Consider the following 22,761-nt stretch of genomic DNA (forward strand, 5'->3'; position numbering starts at 1 on the left):
TCAATGCACTCGCTTGGCAATCGGGCAGATCATGCCTAGTTAGGGGTAAATGAGTTAAAGGAGCGCCCAATGGCCGAGATCAAAGACCCGGAAAACACCATCCTGATGGAACTGAAGGACGGCACCGTCACTATCGAACTGATGCCAAATCTGGCACCAAAGCATGTCGAGCGCATGAAAGAACTGGCCCGCGCCGGTAAATATGACAATGTCTGCTTTCACCGTGTGATTGACGGTTTCATGGCCCAGACGGGCGATGTTCAGCACGGCAACATGGAAGACGGATTCAACCTGCGCAGCGCGGGCACCGGCGGCTCTGATCTTGGCAATGTGCCTGCGGAATTCTCCAAAGTGCCCCACGCACGCGGCTCCATCGGCGCTGCGCGCTCGGCCAATCCTGACTCGGCCAACAGCCAGTTCTTCATCAACTTCTCCGACAATGATTTCCTGAACGGCCAATACACCGTGTACGGTCAGGTGATTTCGGGCATGGAACATGTCGATGCCATCACACGCGGCGAGCCACCGGCGCAGCCTGACCGCATGATCAGCGTCAAGGTCGCGGCAGATGTTTAAATCGGTTCTGACCGGCAGCCTTTTGGCAGCCTTCATCGGCACAGCCGCGTCGGCTACGGGGATCAAGATCGAGGTGGCGGGCGAGGCGAACGGCACGATTATCATTGATCTGCTTGAAGATGTCGCCCCGAACCATGTGGAGCGGATCACCACACTGGCGGCAGACGGCGCATACGACGGCGTTGTCTTTCACCGCGTGATCGAAGGCTTCATGGCCCAGACCGGCGATGTGCAGTTCGGTAAAGAGGGGGGTGACACCCGTCGCGCCGGCATGGGCGGTTCCGAGATGCCGAATGTGGCGGCAGAATTCTCGGATCTGCCGTTTGACAAAGGTGTCGTTGGTATGGCGCGGTCCCAGAACCTGAACTCTGCGAACAGCCAGTTCTTCATCATGTTCGACGCGGGTCATTTCCTGAACGGTCAATACACGGTCGTTGGCCGCGTAACCGAAGGACAGGACGTTGTGGACGCCATCAAACTGGGCACCGGTGGCAATGGTGCCATGGTCGGCGCACCGGATGTGATGAAATCCGTAACCGTTATTGAGTAAGCGTTAAAGACAGATGCTGACCGTTAAAGGGCGCGCCACAGGGGGCGCCCTTTTTTCGTGCTCGGCGCGTTGCACATTTCGCATGGAGTTGGGGCGAGGTGGGGAAGCCGTTGGTTCACCGCGACAAACAAAAAGGGCACCGTCAGACTGACGATGCCCTTTGTAAATTCAACGGTGTGGCGGCTTACGCGGCCGGGTTGCCTTTCGGCACGGGCGATGATTTCGCGCCAGGGTTCAGCGGGTCGTCCTGACGCTGAACGGAACCTTCGAAATGGGCACCGGATTCAATCGCGATCGTCTTGTGGATGATGTCACCCTCAACCCGCGCAGTGGATGTCAAACGGACCTTCAGGCCGCGCACACGGCCCACGATCCGGCCGTTGATCACAACGTCATCCGCAATCACTTCGCCTTTGATCGTCGCGCTTTCGCCGATGGTCAACAGATGGGCGCGAATGTCGCCTTCGACTGTACCCTCAACCTGAATATCGCCGGTTGTTTTCATATTGCCGGTCACGTGAAGGTCCGCAGACAACAGCGAGGCAGGCGGCTTGGCTTTAGGGGCGCTGGCCTTGAATTCGCTTGGCTTGCTTTGTGCAGTGGCCTGTGGTGCCGGTGCGGATGGTGCCGCTGAACTGGACGCTTCGGCGTCTTTGCTTGGGGCGGGATCGTTGATTTTGCTTTTAGAAAACATCGTTTGCTGCCTTGATATAGATCATCGGGTTTACAGCCTTGCCACCCACACGCACTTCGTAATGCAGGTGAACGCCGGTTACTCGTCCAGAAGCTCCCATATCACCGATATGTTGCCCGCGCGAGACCCTTTGTCCAACTTTTACGCGGATGCGGGATTGGTGCGCATAGCGGGTTTCGATGCCAAACTCATGCTGGATTTTGACAAGCCTACCATATCCTGACTGCCAACCGGCATGGGTCACAACACCGTCCGCTGTGGCATAAAGAGGCGTGCCGCTGCTGGCGGCGAAATCAACGCCGGAATGCATGCGACGGCCGCCGGTTTTGGGATCACGACGGTAGCCGAACTTGCTGGTGAAACGGAAAGCATTCTTAACGGGATTCGCGAAGGGCGCTTTTTCTGCCGCGATCCGGTAAAGGTTCAAGCGGTCCATCTGGTTCAACAAACGGTTGGCGCGCAATGTGTCAACGCTGGGTTCTTCACCGCGGGTCGAAAAGGTCAACGGCGTCATTGGTCCGCCCTGACCGGAATAGCCGCGGCGCACGGTTTCCAGAATGCGGTCTGTGGGCATGCCCGCGCTGCGGAACATCTTGTCCAGCGGGGCGACGGAAACGCTCATCGCCTGTTCCAGCTGGCGGAAAATAGCATCGTTCTGGTCGCGCATCAGGGCAATCTGCTGGCTCATGCGGTCCGCTTCCAACAACGCCTCCTGCGCATCGGCAACAACCTTGTCGCGTTCTTTTGCCGTCTGCTCAAGCGCCTCTGCCATAAATCCCAAAGGGGCGGCATTTGATGCTGTGCGCACTGTGCCGGTGCCGCCGTCTTCCAAACTACCCTCAAGTTGCGCCAGCTGCGCGCGCGCGGCTTCGCGGTCCTGCATGGTCTGGCGCAGGGTGCTTTGGATCACGTCGATGCCGGTTTCCAGCTCACGTCTGCGGGTTTCCGATTGCAGCAGCTCGGATTGCATCACGGAAATCTGTTTCAGTGCCACGTTGAACCGCTCTTGTGCGGCCAAAGCTTCGGTGGCACGCCCGTCGCGCTGCGACGACAGATCGTTCAAACGTGCCTGATAGGTGCGTTGATCCCGTTTTGCCTGTTCGCGAAAATTGCCCGACCCGATGCTGTCCATCAGGATCACGGCGGTCGCGACGATGGCCCAAGCCACCAACAGCGCACTGCCGGCAAAAGCAACCAACTGGGTGCCGGGGCGCAAACGGATAAATCGGGTATCGTTGTCGGACTTCAAAAAGACGCGGCGTTCAGGGAAATAGGCTTCCAGAATGGAATGGATTTTGATCGCGATCCGTGTGCGCACTTTATGTAACCTTTCAGCATCCCAGTTGCGGTGCCGTAGGGTCGGCCCGTCTTTTGTTAGGGGTTCAATAAGGAGTGAAAGCAGATGGGGCAAGTCTGTTGACATTTGTCGCCGCGTCAAAGCGGCGGATTGATGCGAATTGGCAAAAATCCGCCGATACCAGTGACTTGTGTTGCGTGGTTCACGCTACCCCTAGGCGCGGTTCAGGCTGTCAGGGGCCAGTAAAAGTCCGGTGGAATGCCTGCTTCGGCACGCTTTTCCTCATTGAATGGCGGCTTGAGGTGGCCGTGGAAATAGGTCCGTACCAAAGCGTGAAACCGCTCTTTAGGGTCTTCGTTGTGACGTCCGCACAGGAAGTGAAACCACTTGCTGCCATAGGCCACATGCGCGACTTCTTCGGCATAGATGGTTTCAAGCGCTTCCACCGCACTTTGCGCTTTGGCCTGCTTGAACAGCTTGATCATATTCGGCGTAACATCCAGCCCGCGCGCCTCCAGCACCATCGGCACCACGGCCAGACGTCCCATGAAATCGGTTGCGGTATCTTCGGCCGCGCGCCACATGCCAGCATGGGCCGGCAGCGCGCCGTAGTAACTGCCCGCTTCTTCAAGACAATCGGCCATCAGGTTGAAATGTTTGGATTCTTCGTCGGCCGACTTGACCCAGTCGTCATAGAAACCCATCGGCATTTCAACGTCGGTAAACCGCGCAATGATGTCCCAATGCAAATCCACCGCATTCAATTCGATATGCGCGACGGCATGCAGCAAGGCGATCCGCCCTTCGGGCGTGCCGGGTTTGCGGCTTGGCACATCGCGCGGTTCCAACAGTTCGGGTTTGGCAGGACGGGCAGGGTGCATCGGGGGATCAGCGTGGCCGATCTCGGGGCGTTCGCCGGCCGCGCGCGCGGCCTTCCATTCCGCGGACAGTCGCCGCGAAAGGGCTGTCTTTTCGCGCCCGTCCGCACATCGCAGAACGCTTTCCGCCATCTGGGCCAGCGGCATCATAGGGCGCGCACCGCGTCCAGCACCGCATCCACATGTCCGGCCACTTTGACCTTGCGCCAGACCTGTGCGATCTTGCCATCCGCTCCGATCAGATAAGTCGCGCGTTCAATGCCCATGGATTTCTTGCCGTACATGTTTTTTTCGACCCAAACGCCATAGGCTTCTGTCACGACGCCGTCTTCATCTGACAACAGCGGCACGGTCAGATCGTGTTTGGCTGTGAATTTGTCATGTTTGGCCATGGTATCACGCGAAATACCGAACACTTTCGCGCCCGCAGCTTCGAATTCTGCAAGGCTCTGGGAAAAGCCGATGCTTTCGGTGGTGCACCCCGGCGTGTCGTCGCGCGGATAAAAGAACAACACCACCGGCGCACCTTGCAGGGCGCTCAGCGTCACAGTGTCGCCGCCGGTGACGGGCAGGGTAAAATCGGGGGCTGTATCGGCGATATCTGGCATGCTGTGTCTCTTTCACTTGGAAGCGCTTCGGTGGCCTGACATAGTAGTGCGATACGCGCCAGTGCCAAGCCCGCGACCCAGAAATCGGACACCGATGAGCGAACCTGCCACCCCATTTGTTGCAAAACCCCGCAAGCGCCTGTTGGGCCGCGGGGTAATGTGGCTGTTGAACTGGACGCTCGGGCTCGTAACGGTTGTGGTTCTGGCGGCGGGCGGGGTGGTGTTGTACCTTAAAAGCAATCCGGTGACCGCGCCGGTTTGGGCGCGCACCATGATCGAGGCGCGGATCGCCGAGGTCCTGCCGCAAACCCGTGTGCGTTTCGGGGAGATGGCCTTCCTGATGGATCAGGGCTGGCGACCGCGTGTGCGGTTGCGCAACGTCGCGGTCTATGCGGTCACCGGCGAAGAGTTGATCCGCTTTCATGAATTTAAAGCCACCTTTTCCACCCGCCGGTTGATCAGGGGACAGGCCTACCCGAAAGACATCGCTTTAAGCGGTATCGTCGCCCGCTTGCGCCGAGACAAGGACGGCCGCGTTTCGGTGCAGACCGGCCTAAGTGGCTTCGGGGCCGAGCGACAGGCGGCGACCTTGCCGGAACTGATCGGGCAGGTAGATGACGTGCTGCTGAGCCCTGCATTAAGAAACCTCCGCGATGTTGATCTGCGCGCGCTAACCCTGCGGTTCGAGGATGCGCGATCGGGGCGCGTCTGGACCATGGACGGGGGGCGACTGCGTCTTGGACGGGACGGTGACACAATGCGGTTGAACGCGGATCTCGCGGTGCTGACCGGCGGCACCGGGGTGGCCACGCTTGAGGCGAATTATACCAGCCGCATCGGAGAAACCGCAGCCGAATTCGGTGTCGCCTTTGACGGGGTCGGCGCACAGGACATCGCGGTTCAGGATCCCGCACTTGCCTGGCTTGGCGTGCTCAAGGCGCCGATTTCGGGATCGGTGCGGGCGGGTTTGAACGCCGATGGCCGCTTCACCCCATGGGCCGCAACCTTGCAAATCGGGGCGGGCGTGGTGCAGCCCAACGAAGGGACCGACCCGATCCCCTTTGACGGCGCGCGCAGCTATTTCAGCTATAACCCCGACGAAAAGCTGCTGCGTTTTGATGAATTATCCGTGCGCAGCAAATGGATCACCGGTCAGGCCACCGGGACCGCTGCGCTTAACCTTGATGGTGACAGCGGGGCGTTGGACGATCTGGTGGGCCAAATCCGGCTCAGCGGCCTGCGGGCCAATCCCAGCGATCTGTATGAAACTCCGGTCGCGCTGGCCGGCGTTGACCTTGATTTCCGGCTGGAGCTTGATCCGTTTCGCATGACACTGGGCCGCGCGCAGATCACGGATCAGGGCAAGACGGCATTGGTAGACGGCAGCATATCTGCGCAAGAGGATGGCTGGCAGGTTGCGCTGGATGCGCGCATGGACGGGTTGGAGCCGGACCGCTTGCTGGCGCTTTGGCCCGAGCGCGCGGCGGCAGGGACCCGCAAGTGGCTGGCGGATAATCTGCGGTCCGGGTCGCTTAGCAATATCGACGTGGCCGTGCGCCGCGCGCCGCAATCAACGCCGCATACCTATCTGGCGTTCGATTATGCGGATGCTACCGTGCGCTTTGCTAAAACCCTGCCCATGGTCAACGACGGGCGCGGCCATGTGACACTGGCAGACAACCGGCTCGTAGTGTCGTTGGACGCTGGCACGCTGATGCCGCCGGAAGGCGGGGCGATCAGCATGACCGGATCGTCCTTTATCATCCCCGATATTCTGGCCAAGGACGGCACCCCGTCTATCGTGCGGATTGACGCGCGCTCCAGCATCACGGCGGCCTTGTCGTTGCTGAACATGCCGCCCCTGTCGGTGATGGACAAAGCCAAATTGCCGGTCAAGCTGGCGGAGGGTCGGGCGGCGCTGACGGGCACTTTGGCACTGTCGTTGAAACGGGGCTCCCGACCCAAGGTCAGCTATCACGTGCAGGGCGATCTTTTCGACATGCGCTCACAGGTTCTGGTCAAGGACCGTACGATTACCGCACCAAAGCTCACGCTTTTTGCGCAGAACGACGGGTTTTCCCTGACGGGCAAGGGGCAGATGGACGGGGTTCCTTTTGACGCGGTGCTTAGACAACCGGTAGGGCCGGACGCAGCACCGGCCCTTTTGACCGGTGACATCGCCCTGACGCCCAAGGCCCTGGATGCATTCGGTGTCAAACTGCCGGATGGATCGGTGACCGGCCGCGGTGTGGGCAAGATTGAAGTGACCTTGAAGCGTGGCAGCGCGCCCAAGTTGCGTTTGCAGTCAAATCTGGTGGGGCTGGGGGTCGCGGTGCCGCAAGTGTCGTGGCGCAAACCCGCGTCCCAAGCGGGCAAGCTGGACGTGGCCGTGACACTTTCCCCCGTGCCGGTGGTGGAAACGCTTGAGATTTCAGCGCCGGGACTGTCGGCCTCGGGTGGGGTGCGTTTTAACAGTGACCGCTCGCTTGAGCGTGTGCAGTTTGACCGGCTCAAGGTGGGGAACTGGCTGGATGTCCCGCTGGATCTGGTCGGGCGCGGGGCCGGACGTCCGGTTCAAGTGGTGTTGCGCGGGGGGACGCTCGATCTGCGCCGCGCGACCTTCGGATCCGCCCCGCCTGATCCTGCCGCCCCGCCGATGGAAGTGGGGTTGGACCGGTTGCAAATCACCGACACCATCGCATTGACCGGCCTGCAAGGGCGGTTCGATACGCGCAAGGGGCTGGATGGTGCGTTCAAGGCTTTGCTCAACGGCGATGCGCCGGTCGAAGGGCGCTTGGTGCCGCAGGCGGGGCGCAGCGCGGTACGCCTGCTTTCGGCGGATGCGGGGCGGGTGCTGCGCGCGGCTGGATTGTTGAAACAGGTCGTCGGCGGCTCCCTGTCGCTGGTGCTGTTGCCGGTGGGATCGGGCGGTGCTTTTGACGGCAAGCTGGAAATCGGCGGGGTCGCCATCAAGGATGCGCCGGGGATTGCCGCGCTGCTGAACGCCGTTTCGGTTGTGGGGTTGGTCAATGAATTGAACGGTGACGGTATTTATTTTGAGGATGTCGAGGGCAGTTTCCGCCTGACGCCCAACCGCCTGACCCTGACCGAAGCCAGCGCCGTGGGCGCGTCGATGGGTCTGTCCATGGATGGTACATATGCGTTGGATACCGGGCAGATTGCGATGCAGGGGGTGATTTCGCCAGTGTATTTGCTGAATGGCATCGGGTCGCTGTTCACCCGCAAAGGCGAGGGTCTGATCGGGTTCAATTATACGCTTAGCGGATCGGCGAAAGACCCCAAGGTCGGTGTGAATCCGCTGTCTGCCCTGACGCCGGCAATGTTTCGCGAGATCTTTCGCGCACCGGCACCCGATTTACCTGCCGTTGAGGGGGGGACAGGCAGCACATTGCCACCACCCGCACCCACACAACAAAGACCCGTTGATCGTCGCTTCGAAGGGCGATAAGGCGCGGCCATGAAACTGTCTGATTTTGATTTTGACCTGCCCGAAACGCTGATCGCGACCCGCCCTGCGGTGCCGCGCACATCGGCGCGTTTGTTGGTGGCAGAAGGTGACGCGATCCATGACCAGCGGGTCACTGATCTCACCACATGGCTGCGGGCTGGGGACCGGTTGGTGTTGAATGACACACGCGTCATTCCTGCGCGGCTTTTCGGGGTCCGCGTGCGCGACAGTTCGCAGGGCCGCGTTGAAGCCAAGATCGAGGTGACCCTGCTGGAGCCGCGCGGCGATGGCACATGGTCGGCGTTGATCAAACCGCTGCGCAAATTGAAAATCGGTGAGGTGGTCACCTTTAGCCCCGATTTAAGCGCGACATTGCAAGACACACAGGACGGGCAGGGCCATTTGCAGTTCAATTGCACAGGCCCTGATTTCGATGCGGCCCTGAACGCCGCCGGCGCCATGCCCCTGCCACCCTATATCGCAGCCAAGCGGCCAGCAGATGCGCAGGACAAGACCGATTATCAAACGGTTTGGGCCAAACACGCGGGGGCGGTGGCCGCGCCGACGGCGTCCTTGCATTTCGACGAAGCGCTTTTGGCGCAGCTGCAGGACATGGGCGTTACCTTTACCTATGTCACGTTGCACGTCGGGGCGGGTACCTTTCTGCCGGTCAAGGTCGACGATATTGCCGAGCATAAAATGCACGCCGAATGGGGCAGTGTGAGCGCGGCGGCAGCAGATGAGATCGCTGAAACCAAAGCGGCGGGCGGGCGGGTCATACCGGTTGGCACCACTGCTTTGCGTCTGATTGAAACGGCTGGACGTGCGGGCCGGATCACAGCGTGGGAGGGCGATACCGATATTTTCATTACGCCGGGGTTCACCTTCAATGTGGCGGATGCCCTGATGACAAATTTCCACTTGCCGAAATCAACATTGATGATGTTGGTCTCGGCACTGATGGGCACGGAACAGATCAAAACGATCTATGCCCATGCGGTAACACAGGGCTACAGGTTCTTTTCTTACGGCGATGCCTCGCTTTTGTTACCGCCAAAGCCTTAACTTTAATGTGGCAAAGCCGCGATTGCGGCATTTCGTGTCGCAGATAGAAGTGCCCCGCAGGACCTCGGCGTTCAGTGAGGCCTCGTAACAGGAAAGTTCGTTCAACATGATACAGGTTCTCTCAAGCGCGTGGGCGCTGCTACTTGGTATGGGCCTGTTGATGGTCGGCAACGGCATGCAAGGCACGTTGCTGGGTATTCGCGGCGCGCTCGAAGGGTTTTCCACGTTTGAGATGTCGATCGTGATGTCATGTTATTTCGTGGGGTTTCTGGGCGGGTCGCGCATGGCACCCGGTATGATCCGCCGGGTGGGCCACGTTCGGGTTTTTGCGGCACTCGCCTCCCTGATTTCTGCGGTGATGATCCTTTATCCGACATTCCCCAACATCGTGATCTGGTCACTGGGCCGCATCCTGATCGGTTTCTGTTTCTCGGCGGTTTATGTGACGGCGGAAAGCTGGCTGAACAATGCGGCGGACAATTCCAATCGCGGACAGGCACTGTCGCTTTACATGATTGTACAGACTTTGGGCATTGTGATTGCACAAGCGCTGTTGCTGACGGCGGACCCGTCGGGCTTTATCCTGTTTGTGATCCCGTCGGTTCTGGTGAGCATCGCGGTTACACCGATCCTTTTGTCGATCAGCCCGACACCGGCCTTTGACACCACCAAACCGATGAGCCTGCGCGAGCTGGTCAATTTCTCGCCTTTGGGCTGTGTCGGTATGTTCCTGTTGGGCGGTGTGTTCTCGGCGCAATTCGGCATGGCGTCGGTTTACGGTGCCGAGGCGGGGCTGAGCGTGGCGCAGATTTCGATGTTTGTGGCCACCTTCTTTGTGGGGTCTGTCGTTCTGCAATACCCCATCGGGTGGATTTCCGACCGGATGAACCGGCGTACATTGATCGCGATTGTTTCTGTCGTCGGGGCGTTGGGGTCTTTTGTGGGCATGTTTCTGGGCCACATCTTTCCGATCCTGCTGGCCTCTGCCTTTGTGGTGGGGGGGATGTCCAACCCGCTGTATTCCTTGTTGATTGCGCATACCAACGACTTTCTTGAACATGAAGATATGGCCGCTGCATCTGGGGGAATGGTGTTTATCAACGGCTTGGGCGCGATCCTGGGGCCGGTGATCACCGGTTGGATGATGGGCACGGCCCTTGGCCCAGGCGGGTTCTATCTTTTCACAGCGGTGCTGTTCATCGCCCTCGCGTTTTACGCGACCTACCGATCCACCCAGCGGGCAGGGATCGCGGTGGAAGACACCGGTGATTTTGTGGCCCTGACCGCCTCGGCGACGGTCGTTGCCGTTGAATATGCGCAAGAAATTGCCATCGAAGCGGAGCAAGAACCTGAAAATTCCCCGTGATGGCGGGGAAGATGTCGGGTTTGATACAATTTGTGAATGGGCAGTAGCGCAAAATTGCCATTAGGATGAACAGGTTGGACCAATCAGGTCAAAGGAACGCGATATGACAACGCCACAAGATATCCTTGAATTCTGGCTCGACGAAATCGGCCCGAAGGGCTGGTATGAAGCCAGCGATGCATTGGATGCAAAAATCCGCGACCGCTTCCTGAGCGCATGGCAAGACGCCAACGACGGGAAATTCTCGCTTTGGTTGACCTACCCGTCGGGGGCTTTGGCTTATATCATTCTGACCGACCAGTTTCCGCGCAATATGTTCCGCGGACAGGGGCGTGCCTTTGCGACGGACCGCGCGTCGCTGGCAGTTGCGAAATCGGCGATCGAGCGGAGCTGGGACATGTCGATTGACGAACCGGCGCGCCAGTTTTTTTACCTGCCTTTGATGCATTCCGAAAACCTGTGTGATCAGGATCGATGTGTCCGGCTGATGTGCGAACGCATGCCGCAGGAGGGCGCAAGCAATCTGTTGCACGCGCGCGCCCACCGCGAAGTGATCCGCCTGTTTGGCCGCTTTCCCTATCGCAATGACGCATTGTCGCGCACCAGCACAACAGCCGAGCAGACCTATGTGGGCGAGGGCGGATATGGGGCCACCGTGCGCGCGCTTCAGGCCAAGCGAGAGGCCGCCTAGCCGCAGATTGTCCAGAGATGGGGCGTGGTCATTCTCGCGGTTGTGGGAGGAGCGAATGTAGTTTAATGGTAAACTATATTGTTAACGCTCATCCTGCGAGGTGTCGACCATGGCTGCGAAATCCTTTGATCTGATCGTAATTGGTGCGGGGCCGGGGGGCTATGTTGCAGCGATCCGCGCCGCGCAATTGGGCATGAAGGTCGCCATCGTGGAACGCGAACATCTGGGGGGCATCTGCCTGAACTGGGGCTGTATCCCCACCAAAGCGATGTTGCGCTCTTCGGAAGTTTTCCACCTGATGCACCGTGCCAAGGAATTCGGCCTGAAGGCGGACGGCATCGGCTATGACCTTGATGCGGTTGTCAAACGGTCGCGCAAAGTGGCGGGGCAACTGTCGGGGGGCATTGGCCATCTGATGAAAAAGAACAAGGTCACCGTGTTCATGGGCGAAGCGACTATCCCTGCCAAGGGTAAGGTGTCGGTCAAAACGGACAAGGGCGGTGAAGAGCTGACGGCAAAGAACATCGTGCTGGCCACAGGTGCGCGTGCGCGCGAACTGCCCGGCCTTGAAGCTGATGGTAAGCTGGTCTGGACGTACAAACACGCACTGCAACCCGCACATATGCCCAAGAAACTGCTGGTCATCGGGTCCGGTGCCATCGGAATCGAGTTTGCCAGTTTCTACAATACGCTGGGGGCGGATACGACTGTCGTCGAGGTCATGGACCGCGTGTTGCCTGTTGAAGACGCCGAGATTTCGGCCTTTGCCAAAAAATCTTTTGAGAAGCAGGGCATGAAGATCATGCAGAAGGCCATGGTCAAAAAGCTGGACCGCAAGGGCGACACTGTGACGGCGCATATCGACGTGGGCGGCAAGGTCGAAACCATGGATTTCGACACGGTGATTTCCGCCGTGGGGATCGTTGGCAATGTCGAGGGGCTCGGCCTTGAGGAGCTGGGCGTGAAAATCGACCGCACCCATGTGATCACGGATGAATATTGCCGTACGGGCGTGGATGGATTGTATGCGATTGGTGATATCGCAGGGGCACCCTGGCTTGCTCATAAGGCCAGCCACGAAGGGGTGATGGTTGCCGATTTGATCGCAGGTAAACATGCGCATCCGGTTAAACCCGAAAGCATTGCGGGTTGTACCTATTGCCATCCGCAAGTTGCGAGTGTCGGTTATACCGAGGCGAAGGCCAAGGAGCTTGGCTATGAGATTAAGGTCGGGCGCTTTCCTTTCATCGGAAATGGCAAGGCTATCGCTTTGGGCGAAGAAAACGGCCTGATCAAAACGATCTTTGACGCCAAGACGGGCGAGTTGCTGGGAGCGCATATGATCGGCGCGGAAGTGACGGAGCTCATTCAGGGCTATGTTGTCGGGCGTCAGTTGGAAACCACGGAAGAAGACCTGATGAACACCGTCTTCCCGCATCCGACCTTGAGCGAGATGATGCATGAATCGGTGCTCGATGCCTATGATCGCGTGATCCATATGTAACCGTGGTCCGGCAGACGCGGCTGTGCCGCGACGCTATTTTTTTGGAACCATGCGGCAAGGAGATCGCAGATTTCCGGATGTCGCGGTGTGTCGATGGGTTTATCCTAATGCTGAGAAGCGGTTCAGGGGCAGGTTTGCCCTGAACGCGCCTGTGCCAAGGTGATGCGAGTCTGAACGGCGTCAAGGACGGGCCAATCAAAGATTGGTCGCTGCGCGATCCTTGACCCCGATCAGAATCGCGGGGGCATAACGCGCTGGACCGGCAGATGAAGCGCTGTCATAGATGCGATATGGTTAGTCTCAATCGCGTCGTCATGCAGCCGTCAAGCCGCCGAATGATCAATGCCCTTGGTCCACAAGGTCTTGATGTAGCAGAGATTTCTGGAAAATGGGGGCAGCGGTTTGCATTCAAGAGTTATGCGCAATTCCGCTATCCCAAATATGATGTCTGTGCCGCGCCCTTTGTTGATGAGGTCACCGGCGCGCCGGTTCAGTTTGATTTGATCCTTGCCAACCAGGTCTGGGAGCATCTTGACCGGCCTTATGCGGCCACCCGCAATGTTTATGCGATGTTGCGTCCGGGAGGATATTTTTGGGTGGCTGTGCCGTTCTTTGCGCCGCTGCATGCTGCACCGCAGGATTGTTCGCGTTGGTCGGCGCGGGGGCTGAAAAACCTGCTGGTTGAGGGCGGGTTCGATGAAGATGCCATTCATGCAGAGCAATGGGGCAACCGGCATGTGGCACGGCGCAACCTGGAGGAGATCTGGCCGCCGGTGCATGATCCTGAGACGGATGATATCAAGAATGATCCCGACATGCCGGTTTGTGCATGGGCTTTGGCGCAGAAAATCTGATGTGTGATAAGCTGCTTCATTCTGTGCAGTATGGCTGAGCGCAGCTCTTGGCCGTTGATCCTGTTGCTGTGGGGCGCGGGGCTGGGCGCAGCCGCGCAATATGGCAAGATTTCTGTGATCTTTGATCTTTTGCCGCAGATCTATCCAGACGCGGGTCCGGCGCTTGGCTGGGTCGTGTCGCTGGTTGGCTGCGTCGGGATTCTGTTTGGGGTGGTCGCGGGGGTGGTGGTTGCCCGCATCAGGTATCGCCGCGCGATGCTTACTGCGCTTTGGATCGGGGCAGCGGTATCGCTATTTCAGGCGAGCCTGCCGCCTTTGCCTTGGATGTTACTAAGCCGTGTTGTCGAGGGTGCGTCGCACCTTGCCATTGTTGTCGCGGCCCCGACGTTGATCGCGCAGCTTTGTGCACCTCAGGACCGCGGGCTGGCTTTGACCTTATGGGGTACGTTTTTTGGAGTGGCCTTTGCGGTTCTGGCCTTTGCCGGTCATCCGCTGGCCCATCATTGGGGGGTGCCAGCGCTGTTTGTGGTCCATGCCGTTTATATGGCGATTTTTGCGATCCTGCTGCGTATACGACTGCGTGCCTTGCCGGATGAGGGGCCACAACCGGTGTTGTCCTTGTCGCAAATCCTGCGCGATCACGTGACAATTTACCGTTCGCCTTTTATCGCGGCCCCAGCTGCCGGTTGGCTGTTTTACACTTTCAGCTTTGTGTCAGTGCTGACGCTGCTGCCGCCTTTTCTTGATCCGGCGATCCGTGCGTTGGTAATGACGGCAATGCCGCTGACCAGCATTGCGATTTCCATGACCGTTGGCGTTGCCCTGTTGCGTGTTGTGCCAGCAGTGCGGGTTGTTGAACTCGGGTTTGCCCTGAGCGCTTTGTGCATGATCTGGCTTTGGGCGATGCCTGCGTTGCCATTGGCCTGTATCGCACTCGCTGCGGGATTGGGGCTGGTACAGGGGGCCAGTTTCGCCGCAGTTCCACAATTGAACAGCACCGCGGCGACACAAGCGCGGGCCAACGGTGCCATGGCGCAAATGGGAAACATCGGCAATACGCTGGGGACGCCGGTGATTGCCATGGCGATTGCCAGCGCAGGCTATCAGGCGCTACCGCTACTTGTGGCAGTTGTGCTTGGCATGGGCTTTGGTATCCACCTGCTGCTCGGGTTTCTGCGCCGATCACAGCGCGTTCTCCTTTAGTTCTCTTTTTTCCATTGGAATATCATGCACGGCCCCCTATGTCTGGAGTGTTAACAGGGGTGTGTCATGGCTGAGCTAAAGAATATCGAAGTGCGCGGCGCGCGCGAACATAATCTGAAAAACATAGACGTGGACATTCCGCGTGATCAACTTGTTGTTATTACAGGGCTTTCCGGCTCAGGTAAATCGTCGCTCGCCTTTGATACGATCTATGCCGAAGGGCAGCGTCGCTATGTCGAATCGCTCAGCGCCTATGCGCGGCAATTTCTTGACATGATGCAGAAACCGGATGTCGACCATATTTCCGGCCTGTCACCGGCGATTTCGATCGAACAAAAGACCACTTCGAAAAATCCGCGCTCTACCGTTGGTACTGTTACCGAAATTTACGACTACATGCGCCTGCTGTTTGCCCGTGTCGGCACGCCCTATTCGCCAGCCACCGGCAAGCCGATCGAGGCGCAGCAGGTGCAAGACATGGTCGACCGGATCATGACGATGGAGGAGGGGACGCGCGCCTATCTGCTGGCCCCGATTGTGCGGGACCGTAAAGGTGAATACCGCAAGGAGTTTCTTGAGCTGCGCAAAACCGGTTTTCAGCGGGTGAAGGTCAACGGCGCATTCTACGAGCTGGACGAGCCGCCGACGCTGGACAAGAAGTTTCGCCATGACATCGACGTTGTGGTGGACCGGATTGTTGTGCGTGAGGGACTGGAAACGCGGCTGGCGGACAGTTTGCGCACAGCCCTTGATCTTGCGGATGGTATTGCCATTCTTGAAACTGCACCGTCCGATGGCGAACCCGAGCGCACCACCTTTTCAGAGAAATTTGCCTGTCCGGTCAGTGGTTTCACCATTCCCGAGATCGAGCCACGCCTGTTCTCGTTCAATGCGCCTTTCGGGGCATGCCCGTCCTGTGACGGCTTGGGCAAAGAGCTGTTTTTTGATGAACGTCTGGTTGTGCCGGATCAGAACCTGAAGGTTTATGATGGTGCGCTGGCGCCGTGGCGCAAGGGGAAAAGCCCTTACTTCAAACAGACCATCGAAGCGATTGCCAAACATTACGGGTTCAACCAGAACACCAAATGGAAAGATCTGGACCCGAAGGTTCAAAAAGTTTTCTTGCGCGGTTCGGGCAAGGAAGAAATTCAGTTCCGCTACGACGAGGGCGGGCGGGTCTATGAAGTCAGCCGCGTGTTCGAAGGCGTCATTCCGAATATGGAACGACGCTATCGCGAGACCGACAGCAACTGGATCCGCGAAGAATTCGAACGCTATCAGAACAACCGTCCTTGCGGCACCTGCGAAGGTTACCGTTTGCGTCCCGAAGCCTTGGCCGTCAAGATTGCGGGGCTGCATGCGGGTCAGGTTGTGCAGATGTCAATCCGCGACGCACTGGCGTGGTGTGAAAGTGTTCCGGCCGAGTTGACGCAACAGAAAAACGAAATTGCCAAAGCTATTCTCAAGGAAATTCGCGAGCGCCTTGGATTTTTAAATAACGTTGGATTAGAATATCTTACACTGGCCCGTTCAAGTGGTACATTAAGTGGCGGCGAAAGCCAGCGGATCAGGCTGGCCTCGCAAATCGGGTCCGGTTTGACGGGTGTTCTGTATGTGCTCGATGAACCGTCCATCGGACTGCATCAGCGTGACAATGACCGCCTTTTGCTGACGCTTAAGAACCTGCGCGATCAGGGCAATACCGTGATTGTGGTCGAACATGACGAAGAAGCGATCCGCGAAGCGGATTATGTTTTCGACATCGGACCAGGCGCGGGTGTTCATGGCGGCCAGGTGGTCAGCCACGGGGTGCCGGCCGCCATCGCGGCGGATCCGAATTCTATCACCGGTCAGTATTTGACTGGCGCGCGCGAAATTGCGATCCCTGCTACGCGCCGCAAGGGAAACAAGAAGAAAATTCAGGTGGTTAAAGCCACAGGAAACAACCTGCAGAACGTGACGGCGGATTTTCCCTTGGGCAAATTTGTCTGTGTCACAGGGGTTTCCGGCGGCGGGAAATCGACGTTAACCATCGAAACGCTGTTCAAGACCGCCTCGATGAACCTGAACGGCGCGCGCCAGACACCGGCCCCTTGTGAAACGATCAAGGGTCTTGAGCATCTAGACAAGGTCATCGACATCGACCAGCGCCCGATCGGGCGCACGCCCCGTTCGAACCCCGCGACCTATACCGGTGCCTTTACGCCGATCCGCGACTGGTTTGCTGGCCTTCCCGAGGCGAAGGCGCGCGGGTACAAGCCGGGCCGGTTCAGTTTCAACGTCAAGGGCGGGCGTTGTGAGGCCTGTCAGGGCGACGGTGTGATCAAGATTGAAATGCACTTTTTGCCGGATGTTTATGTGGAATGCGAAACCTGTAAAGGTGCGCGTTACAACCGCGAAACCCTTGAAATCAGGTTCAAAGGTAAATCCATTGCCGATGTCTTGGACATGACGGTCGAGGACGCGCAAACCTTCTTTATCGCTGTTCCGTCGATCCGCGAAAAGATGGACGCGCTGATGCGGGTGGGGCTTGGGTATATCAAGGTCGGCCAGCAGGCGACAACCCTATCTGGCGGTGAGGCGCAGCGGGTAAAACTGTCCAAGGAGCTGAGCAAACGCTCCACGGGGCGCACCTTGTATATTCTGGATGAACCGACCACCGGTCTGCATTTCGAAGATGTGCGCAAGTTGTTGGAAGTGCTCCATGAATTGGTGGATCAGGGCAATTCGGTCATCGTGATCGAGCATAATCTTGATGTCGTGAAAACCGCAGATCACATCATCGATATCGGTCCCGAAGGCGGCGACGGCGGGGGACGCGTTGTTGCGACGGGCACGCCGGAAGAGGTGGCCACGGTCGACGAAAGCTATACCGGCAGATACCTTAAGCCGATGCTCGAAAAAGCCGCGAAAGTCGCCGCCGAATAGTCGGTCGCGGGGAATCGCATGCGGTGAAATGCTTGCCCGCAAGGCAGAGAATGTGGTCGGCTCTGATCACGCAGTCGCAGCGAAATGACGGGCTAAGTCGGGTGATGAATAGAGATCATCATCCGCCTTCACAGCTTGATGACTTCGCCAAACGGTGTGGCAAATCCGACAGGAACACGCCTGGCAGGGGGCGGTGCGTCTAACGGATCCGCCCCACCACCCTCCGTCAAAATAGTGATTTTCGGCTTAGCTTTCGCGATTGCGCGCAGCGAGGCGGGGCAACATTGCGGAAAAGTCGCGACCCTTACCATCTTCGTCTTCCACAAACTGTCGATAAAGCGCGAGCGCCAGCGCGCCCATCGGGGTATCGGCATTGGCGGCTTCTGCGGCTTGCTGGCTCAGCCCAAGATCTTTCAGCATCAATTCCGCGGCGAACCCCGGGGTATAGTTATTGTCGGCAGGCGATGTCGGGCCAACACCCGGGGCAGGGCAATAAGCGTTCATGGACCATGAATACCCCGACGAGGTGCTGACGACATCAAACATTTTCTGCCGCTCCAAGCCCAGCTTGTCCGCCAGAGCGAAAGCTTCGCAGGTGGCAATCATGGTGGCCCCAAGGATCATGTTGTTGCAGATTTTTGCCGCTTGGCCGGCACCGGCTTCGCCGCAGTGGACGGCCTTCTGGCCCATAATGTCAAACAGCGGGGACGCCTTGGCAAAACCGTCGACCGTCCCGCCGGCCATAAAGGTCAAAGTGCCCCCCGATGCCCCGCCGATGCCACCCGAGACTGGGGCGTCCACAGCAAAAAGCCCTGCCTTTTCCGCGGCTTCTGCGGTGTTTCGCGCGCTTTCTACATCCACCGTGGAGCAGTCGATGAACAGTGCCCCCTCCTGCATATCGGTGAAAGCCTGCGCGGCGACTTGTCGTAAAATCGACCCGTTCGGCAACATGGTGATGACAACATCCGCATCGCGCACAGCGCCGGAGATATCAGCGGCGACGGTGACATCCTTGGCAGTGGTGCCCGCCACGTCAAAGCCGGTAACGCTGTGGCCTGCTGCGGCCAGATTGCAGGCCATGGGGGCACCCATATTGCCCAGTCCGATAAATCCGATTTTAAGAGGGGTCATGGGGATCTCCTAGAGTTTGAGGGCCTGCGCCCCTAAGGGTTGCAGCATTTTCGCGACGGCCGCGAGGGGCACGTCCGCATCCGCATATTGCCATTTCGGCGCGCGGTCTTTGTCGATGATTGCGGCACGGATTCCTTCAAGGAAATCACCATGCTCGGAGGCGCGATAGGTAAAACGATACTCCAGATCCAGCGCCTTTTCCATGCTCAAAGCGGACCCGCGCAGTCGGTGCATCATTTCAACAGTACAGGCCGCAGAAAGGGGCGAGGTGCGCGTGATCATCTTGAGCGCCTCTTTGGCAAAAGTGCTGGAGGCGTGGCGCAATGTGATCAGGATATCAGAAAGGCTTTCACCGGCGAACAGCGCGTTGATTTCATCAAGCTGGCTGTCCAACGTGCCGCCACTTGCCGTCTGTGCCGCCTTTGTAATGACATCGGGGTCACCGGTTTGCGCCAGTTGTCCGATCATGTCCGGCCAGTTGAGCTCCGGCATGTAATGGTCTGCAAAACCTGCGAAAATTGCGTCTGCCGGCCCCATGCGCGCAGCTGTTATGCCCAGGTATTCGCCCAAGCGCCCCGGTGCCAATGCCAGCATCAAAGACCCGCCGACATCGGGCACAAGGCCGATACCACATTCGGGCATGGCAATCTGGCTGCTGTCCCCGACGATGCGGTGCGATCCATGACATCCCACGCCAACGCCGCCGCCCATGGTGAACCCTTGCAAGAATGACACCACCGGTTTGGGATAGGTGAAAATCTTGTGGTTCAACCGGTATTCATCGGCCCAGAATTTCTGTCCGTAGGCAAAATTGCCTTCGATGCCCTGTTGATAAAGGTCCGCGATATCGCCGCCCGCACAAAATGCGCGCTCGCCGATCGCGTCCAAAATGATCAGATGAACCGCATCATCCTCGCGCCAGCGATCAAAAGCCGCTTCCATGGCGAGACACATGTCATAGGTCAATGCGTTCAAGGCTTTGGGGCGGTTCAAGGTGATCCGCCCCGCGCGCCCTTCAATGCGGATATCAATATCGCTCATCTGTTTTTCAGCATGTCACGAGACACGATAACGCGCATGATTTCATTGGTGCCTTCGAGGATCTGATGTACCCGCAAATCACGCACCAGTTTTTCGATGCCGTAATCCGCAAGATAGCCATAGCCGCCGTGCAATTGCAGGCATTGATCCACAACCTTGCTGCCGGTTTCGGTAACGAACTTTTTGGCCATGGCGCAGAATTTGGTCGCATCCGGTGCACCGGTATCCAGTTTCCACGCTGCGTGGCGCAGGAATGTACGCGCCGCCTGAAGTTCGATTTCCATGTCCGCAAGGCGGAACTGCAGCCCCTGAAACTGGTCAATTGGTTTGCCAAAGGCCTTGCGCTCGCCCATGTATTCCAGTGTTTTATTCAAAGCGGTCTGCGCGGCCCCCAAGGAACAGGCAGAAATGTTCAAACGCCCGCCATCAAGGCCCATCATCGCATATTTGAAACCTTTGCCTTCTTCACCAACCAGATTTCCGGCCGAAATGTTGCAATTGTCAAACTGCACTTGAGCCGTCGGTTGACTGCGCCAGCCCATTTTATCCTCTAACCCACCAAAGGACAGACCCTCGGTGCCGTCTTCGACGTAGACTGTGGAAACACCCGCGGCCCCGTCATCCGAGGTGCGCACCATGCAGACATAGGCGTCCGAATATCCGCCCCCCGAGATAAAGGCTTTGGTCCCGTTGAGCGTGTAACCTTCATTCGTGCGCGTGGCCTTTGCCTTCAATGCGGCAGCATCGGAGCCGGAACCAGGTTCGGTCAGGCAATAGCTCAGCACGGTCTTCATCGACAGGACATCCGCCATGATGCGCGATTTCAATGCGTCATCCGCGAAACTGTCCAACATCTTGGCGCACATGTTGTGAATGGACAGAAACGCCGCAACGGAGGGGCAGGCCATAGAAAGTGCTTCGAACACCAATGTCGCATCAAGCCTGCTGAGATCGGAACCGCCGGATTCTTCGGAAACATAAAGCCCGCCGAAACCCAGTTCTGCAATCTGCGGCCACAGATCTTTGGGAATGGTTTCATCCTTTTCCCACTGCTGGGCAAAAGGGGCGATGTTTTCCTGGCCAAAAGCATAGGCCATGTCAAAAATCGCGGTTTGTTCGTCACTCAGTGCAAAATCCATGATGCGCTCCGCTGGTTTAATGAACGAGTGTTAAATTCCAATGTTTGCAGAAGTTTTGCAAGAGGGGCAGAACTGCGCGAATTTGGTTTCATCTTTCGAATAAAACCGGTCCCGCATTTTACGCATTCTGCAACATCGGTGAGGTGAAGGAAGGGTGGGCGACAAACCCACCCCACGATTCTTATTCCATGACCGGAATTGAGAATTCGCCGCCTTCTTTGATGCCCGAGGGCCAGCGTGCAGTCACAGTCTTGGTACGGGTATAGAACTTGAAAGAATCCGGTCCGTGCTGGTTCAAATCGCCAAACACCGATTTCTTCCAACCGCCAAAGGTGTGATATGCCAGCGGCACAGGGATCGGAACGTTGATCCCGACCATGCCCACGTTGATCCGGTTGGCGAAATCACGGGCCGCATCGCCGTCACGGGTAAAGATTGCGGTGCCGTTGCCGTATTCATGGTCCATCGCAAGGCCGATCGCTTCTTCATAGCTTTGGGCACGTACACAGGTCAAAACGGGACCGAAGATCTCGTGTTTGTAGATGTCCATGTCCTTGGTTGCGCGGTCAAACAGGTGCGGCCCGATGAAATAGCCGTCTTCATAGCCTTGCAGTTTGAAGTCACGTCCGTCGACCACCAGTTCGGCGCCTTGATCAATGCCGGTTTGCACCAGACGTTCGATATTGGCCTTGGCCGCTGCGGTGACAACGGGGCCGTAATCCACGTCATTGCCGGAGGTATATGGGCCGACTTTCAGGTTTTCGATGCGTGGAACCAGCTCTTTGATCAGCTTGTCAGCTGTCTCATCGCCCACAGGGACGGCCACCGAAATCGCCATACAGCGTTCGCCCGCAGCACCGTAACCTGCGCCGATCAAGGCGTCAGCGGCCTGCGCCATGTCGGCGTCGGGCATGATGATCATGTGGTTTTTCGCGCCACCGAAACACTGTACGCGTTTGCCCTGCGCACAGCCTGTGCCGTAGATATATTCGGCGATGGGGGTAGAACCGACAAAACCGACCGACTGGATCGTGTCATTGTACAGGATCGCATCAACCGCTTCTTTGTCGCCGTTAACGACTTGCAAAATACCCTTGGGCAGGCCCGCTTCTTCGGCCAGTTCGGCCAGCATCAAAGGCACGGAAGGATCACGTTCGGACGGCTTGAGAATAAAGGCGTTGCCACACGCGATGGCGGGGGCAAACATCCACATCGGGATCATAGCGGGGAAGTTGAACGGCGTGATGCCTGCGGTAACGCCAAGCGCCTGACGCATGGAGTACATGTCGATGCCGGGACCGGCGCTGTCGGTGTATTCACCTTTCAGAAGCTGTGGTGCACCGATGCAATATTCCACAACTTCAAGGCCGCGCTGTACGTCACCGGCGGCGTCGGGCAGGGTTTTGCCGTGCTCGCGGGACAAGGCTTCGGCGAGTTTGTCCATGTCGCGGTTCAACAGAGAAACAAGCTTCATCAGCACCCGTGCGCGGCGTTGCGGGTTGGTGGCAGCCCACGCAGGCTGTGCAGCTGCAGCAACGGCAACGGCCTGTTCCAGCTCTTCCTTGGAGGCGAGCGGGCATTTCGCCTGCACTTCGCCGGTCGCGGGGTTCATCACGTCGGCAAAACGGCCTGAGGTGCCTTTGACATGGGCACCATTGATGTAGTGGGTCAGTTCTTGCATGGGATTTCCTCCTGGGTTGGCGTTACTGTAGTCTTGCAAAAAGGTTCGGGGAAGGGGCAGTTTGACAAAGTGGCCTTGCATTTTTG

Annotated in this window: 18 protein-coding genes; 10 read left to right on the forward strand and 8 right to left on the reverse strand. The window is 58.1% G+C overall.

Features of this window, described 5'->3' with window-relative positions:
- The first annotated feature begins 69 nt into the window (after positions 1–69).
- Together Z947_RS0111650 and Z947_RS0111655 are read left to right on the forward strand one after the other, a co-directional pair.
- Complete coding sequence (locus tag Z947_RS0111650; protein ID WP_025044481.1) at positions 70–576, forward strand: peptidylprolyl isomerase; 507 nt, start codon at positions 70–72, stop codon at positions 574–576.
- Positions 569–1,126, forward strand: a complete 558-nt coding sequence (locus tag Z947_RS0111655) for a peptidylprolyl isomerase (RefSeq protein WP_025044482.1) — start codon at positions 569–571, stop codon at positions 1,124–1,126. The genes Z947_RS0111650 and Z947_RS0111655 overlap by 8 nt, the downstream gene beginning before the upstream one ends.
- Before the next feature lie 184 nt (positions 1,127–1,310).
- On the opposite strand, the gene Z947_RS0111660 is transcribed toward Z947_RS0111655, so the two are convergent.
- The 4 genes from Z947_RS0111660 to Z947_RS0111675 all read right to left on the reverse strand — a co-directional run bounded on the left by Z947_RS0111660 (position 1,311) and on the right by Z947_RS0111675 (position 4,603).
- Complete coding sequence (locus tag Z947_RS0111660; RefSeq protein ID WP_025044483.1) at positions 1,311–1,820, reverse strand: bactofilin family protein; 510 nt, start codon at positions 1,818–1,820, stop codon at positions 1,311–1,313.
- Positions 1,810–3,138 (reverse strand): DUF5930 domain-containing protein, encoded by a 1,329-nt coding sequence (locus Z947_RS0111665; RefSeq protein ID WP_025044484.1) that lies wholly within the window; start codon positions 3,136–3,138, stop codon positions 1,810–1,812. Before Z947_RS0111665 ends, Z947_RS0111660 begins: the two co-directional genes overlap by 11 nt.
- Positions 3,139–3,341: 203 nt before the next feature.
- Complete coding sequence (locus Z947_RS0111670; protein WP_025044485.1) at positions 3,342–4,145, reverse strand: ferritin-like domain-containing protein; 804 nt, start codon at positions 4,143–4,145, stop codon at positions 3,342–3,344.
- Positions 4,142–4,603 (reverse strand): peroxiredoxin, encoded by a 462-nt coding sequence (locus tag Z947_RS0111675; protein WP_025044486.1) that lies wholly within the window; start codon positions 4,601–4,603, stop codon positions 4,142–4,144. The genes Z947_RS0111670 and Z947_RS0111675 overlap by 4 nt, the downstream gene beginning before the upstream one ends.
- A gap of 94 nt (positions 4,604–4,697) precedes the next feature.
- Between Z947_RS0111675 and Z947_RS0111680 the strand changes: the two genes are divergently transcribed.
- From Z947_RS0111680 to uvrA, 8 genes are all read left to right on the forward strand, one after another.
- Positions 4,698–8,072, forward strand: a complete 3,375-nt coding sequence (locus Z947_RS0111680) for a YhdP family protein (RefSeq protein WP_025044487.1) — start codon at positions 4,698–4,700, stop codon at positions 8,070–8,072.
- A gap of 9 nt (positions 8,073–8,081) precedes the next feature.
- Positions 8,082–9,137 (forward strand): tRNA preQ1(34) S-adenosylmethionine ribosyltransferase-isomerase QueA, encoded by a 1,056-nt coding sequence (gene queA, locus Z947_RS0111685; RefSeq protein ID WP_025044488.1) that lies wholly within the window; start codon positions 8,082–8,084, stop codon positions 9,135–9,137.
- 106 nt (positions 9,138–9,243) lie between these two features.
- Positions 9,244–10,503 (forward strand): MFS transporter, encoded by a 1,260-nt coding sequence (locus tag Z947_RS0111690; protein ID WP_025044489.1) that lies wholly within the window; start codon positions 9,244–9,246, stop codon positions 10,501–10,503.
- A gap of 103 nt (positions 10,504–10,606) precedes the next feature.
- On the forward strand, positions 10,607–11,194 hold the full coding sequence (locus tag Z947_RS0111695; RefSeq protein ID WP_025044490.1) for a DUF924 family protein: 588 nt from the start codon (positions 10,607–10,609) through the stop codon (positions 11,192–11,194).
- Positions 11,195–11,303: 109 nt separating this feature from the next.
- Positions 11,304–12,698: a dihydrolipoyl dehydrogenase gene (lpdA, locus tag Z947_RS0111700; protein ID WP_025044491.1), complete on the forward strand. Its 1,395-nt coding sequence runs from the start codon at positions 11,304–11,306 to the stop codon at positions 12,696–12,698.
- 290 nt (positions 12,699–12,988) lie between these two features.
- Positions 12,989–13,552: a class I SAM-dependent methyltransferase gene (locus tag Z947_RS0111705; RefSeq protein ID WP_025044492.1), complete on the forward strand. Its 564-nt coding sequence runs from the start codon at positions 12,989–12,991 to the stop codon at positions 13,550–13,552.
- A 30-nt stretch (positions 13,553–13,582) separates the two neighbouring features.
- Positions 13,583–14,755, forward strand: a complete 1,173-nt coding sequence (locus Z947_RS0111710) for an MFS transporter (RefSeq protein WP_025044493.1) — start codon at positions 13,583–13,585, stop codon at positions 14,753–14,755.
- Between the two features lie 66 nt (positions 14,756–14,821).
- Entirely contained in the window at positions 14,822–17,683 is a 2,862-nt protein-coding gene (gene uvrA, locus Z947_RS0111715; RefSeq protein ID WP_025044494.1) for an excinuclease ABC subunit UvrA, read from the forward strand.
- Positions 17,684–17,929: 246 nt separating this feature from the next.
- Here uvrA and mmsB read toward each other — a convergent pair whose 3' ends face one another.
- The 4 genes from mmsB to Z947_RS0111735 form a co-directional block, all read right to left on the reverse strand.
- Complete coding sequence (gene mmsB / locus Z947_RS22365) at positions 17,930–18,814, reverse strand: 3-hydroxyisobutyrate dehydrogenase (RefSeq protein ID WP_025044495.1); 885 nt, start codon at positions 18,812–18,814, stop codon at positions 17,930–17,932.
- Between the two features lie 9 nt (positions 18,815–18,823).
- A complete protein-coding gene (locus tag Z947_RS22370) occupies positions 18,824–19,855 on the reverse strand; it encodes an enoyl-CoA hydratase/isomerase family protein (RefSeq protein ID WP_025044496.1) in 1,032 nt (343 codons plus the stop codon).
- Positions 19,852–20,994, reverse strand: coding sequence for an acyl-CoA dehydrogenase family protein (locus Z947_RS0111730; protein ID WP_025044497.1), 1,143 nt, complete (start codon positions 20,992–20,994; stop codon positions 19,852–19,854). The genes Z947_RS22370 and Z947_RS0111730 overlap by 4 nt, the downstream gene beginning before the upstream one ends.
- A gap of 181 nt (positions 20,995–21,175) precedes the next feature.
- Entirely contained in the window at positions 21,176–22,675 is a 1,500-nt protein-coding gene (locus tag Z947_RS0111735; RefSeq protein WP_025044498.1) for a CoA-acylating methylmalonate-semialdehyde dehydrogenase, read from the reverse strand.
- Positions 22,676–22,761 lie beyond the last annotated feature (86 nt).

The organism is Sulfitobacter geojensis (assembly GCF_000622325.1).
In the GTDB taxonomy this organism is placed as follows: Bacteria; Pseudomonadota; Alphaproteobacteria; order Rhodobacterales; family Rhodobacteraceae; genus Sulfitobacter; species Sulfitobacter geojensis.

Coding starts and splice junctions, on each gene's coding strand:
- Z947_RS0111660 (WP_025044483.1), bottom strand. CDS start 1,820: ATGTTTTCTAAAAGCAAAATCAACGATCCCGCCCCAAGCAAAGACGCC.
- Z947_RS0111735 (WP_025044498.1), bottom strand. CDS start 22,675: ATGCAAGAACTGACCCACTACATCAATGGTGCCCATGTCAAAGGCACC.
- Z947_RS0111690 (WP_025044489.1), top strand. CDS start 9,244: ATGATACAGGTTCTCTCAAGCGCGTGGGCGCTGCTACTTGGTATGGGC.
- Z947_RS0111670 (WP_025044485.1), bottom strand. CDS start 4,145: ATGATGCCGCTGGCCCAGATGGCGGAAAGCGTTCTGCGATGTGCGGAC.
- lpdA (WP_025044491.1), top strand. CDS start 11,304: ATGGCTGCGAAATCCTTTGATCTGATCGTAATTGGTGCGGGGCCGGGG.
- Z947_RS0111730 (WP_025044497.1), bottom strand. CDS start 20,994: ATGGATTTTGCACTGAGTGACGAACAAACCGCGATTTTTGACATGGCC.
- uvrA (WP_025044494.1), top strand. CDS start 14,822: ATGGCTGAGCTAAAGAATATCGAAGTGCGCGGCGCGCGCGAACATAAT.
- Z947_RS22370 (WP_025044496.1), bottom strand. CDS start 19,855: ATGAGCGATATTGATATCCGCATTGAAGGGCGCGCGGGGCGGATCACC.
- Z947_RS0111655 (WP_025044482.1), top strand. CDS start 569: ATGTTTAAATCGGTTCTGACCGGCAGCCTTTTGGCAGCCTTCATCGGC.
- Z947_RS0111705 (WP_025044492.1), top strand. CDS start 12,989: ATGGTTAGTCTCAATCGCGTCGTCATGCAGCCGTCAAGCCGCCGAATG.
- Z947_RS0111680 (WP_025044487.1), top strand. CDS start 4,698: ATGAGCGAACCTGCCACCCCATTTGTTGCAAAACCCCGCAAGCGCCTG.
- Z947_RS0111650 (WP_025044481.1), top strand. CDS start 70: ATGGCCGAGATCAAAGACCCGGAAAACACCATCCTGATGGAACTGAAG.
- Z947_RS0111695 (WP_025044490.1), top strand. CDS start 10,607: ATGACAACGCCACAAGATATCCTTGAATTCTGGCTCGACGAAATCGGC.
- Z947_RS0111675 (WP_025044486.1), bottom strand. CDS start 4,603: ATGCCAGATATCGCCGATACAGCCCCCGATTTTACCCTGCCCGTCACC.
- Z947_RS0111710 (WP_025044493.1), top strand. CDS start 13,583: ATGGCTGAGCGCAGCTCTTGGCCGTTGATCCTGTTGCTGTGGGGCGCG.
- queA (WP_025044488.1), top strand. CDS start 8,082: ATGAAACTGTCTGATTTTGATTTTGACCTGCCCGAAACGCTGATCGCG.
- mmsB (WP_025044495.1), bottom strand. CDS start 18,814: ATGACCCCTCTTAAAATCGGATTTATCGGACTGGGCAATATGGGTGCC.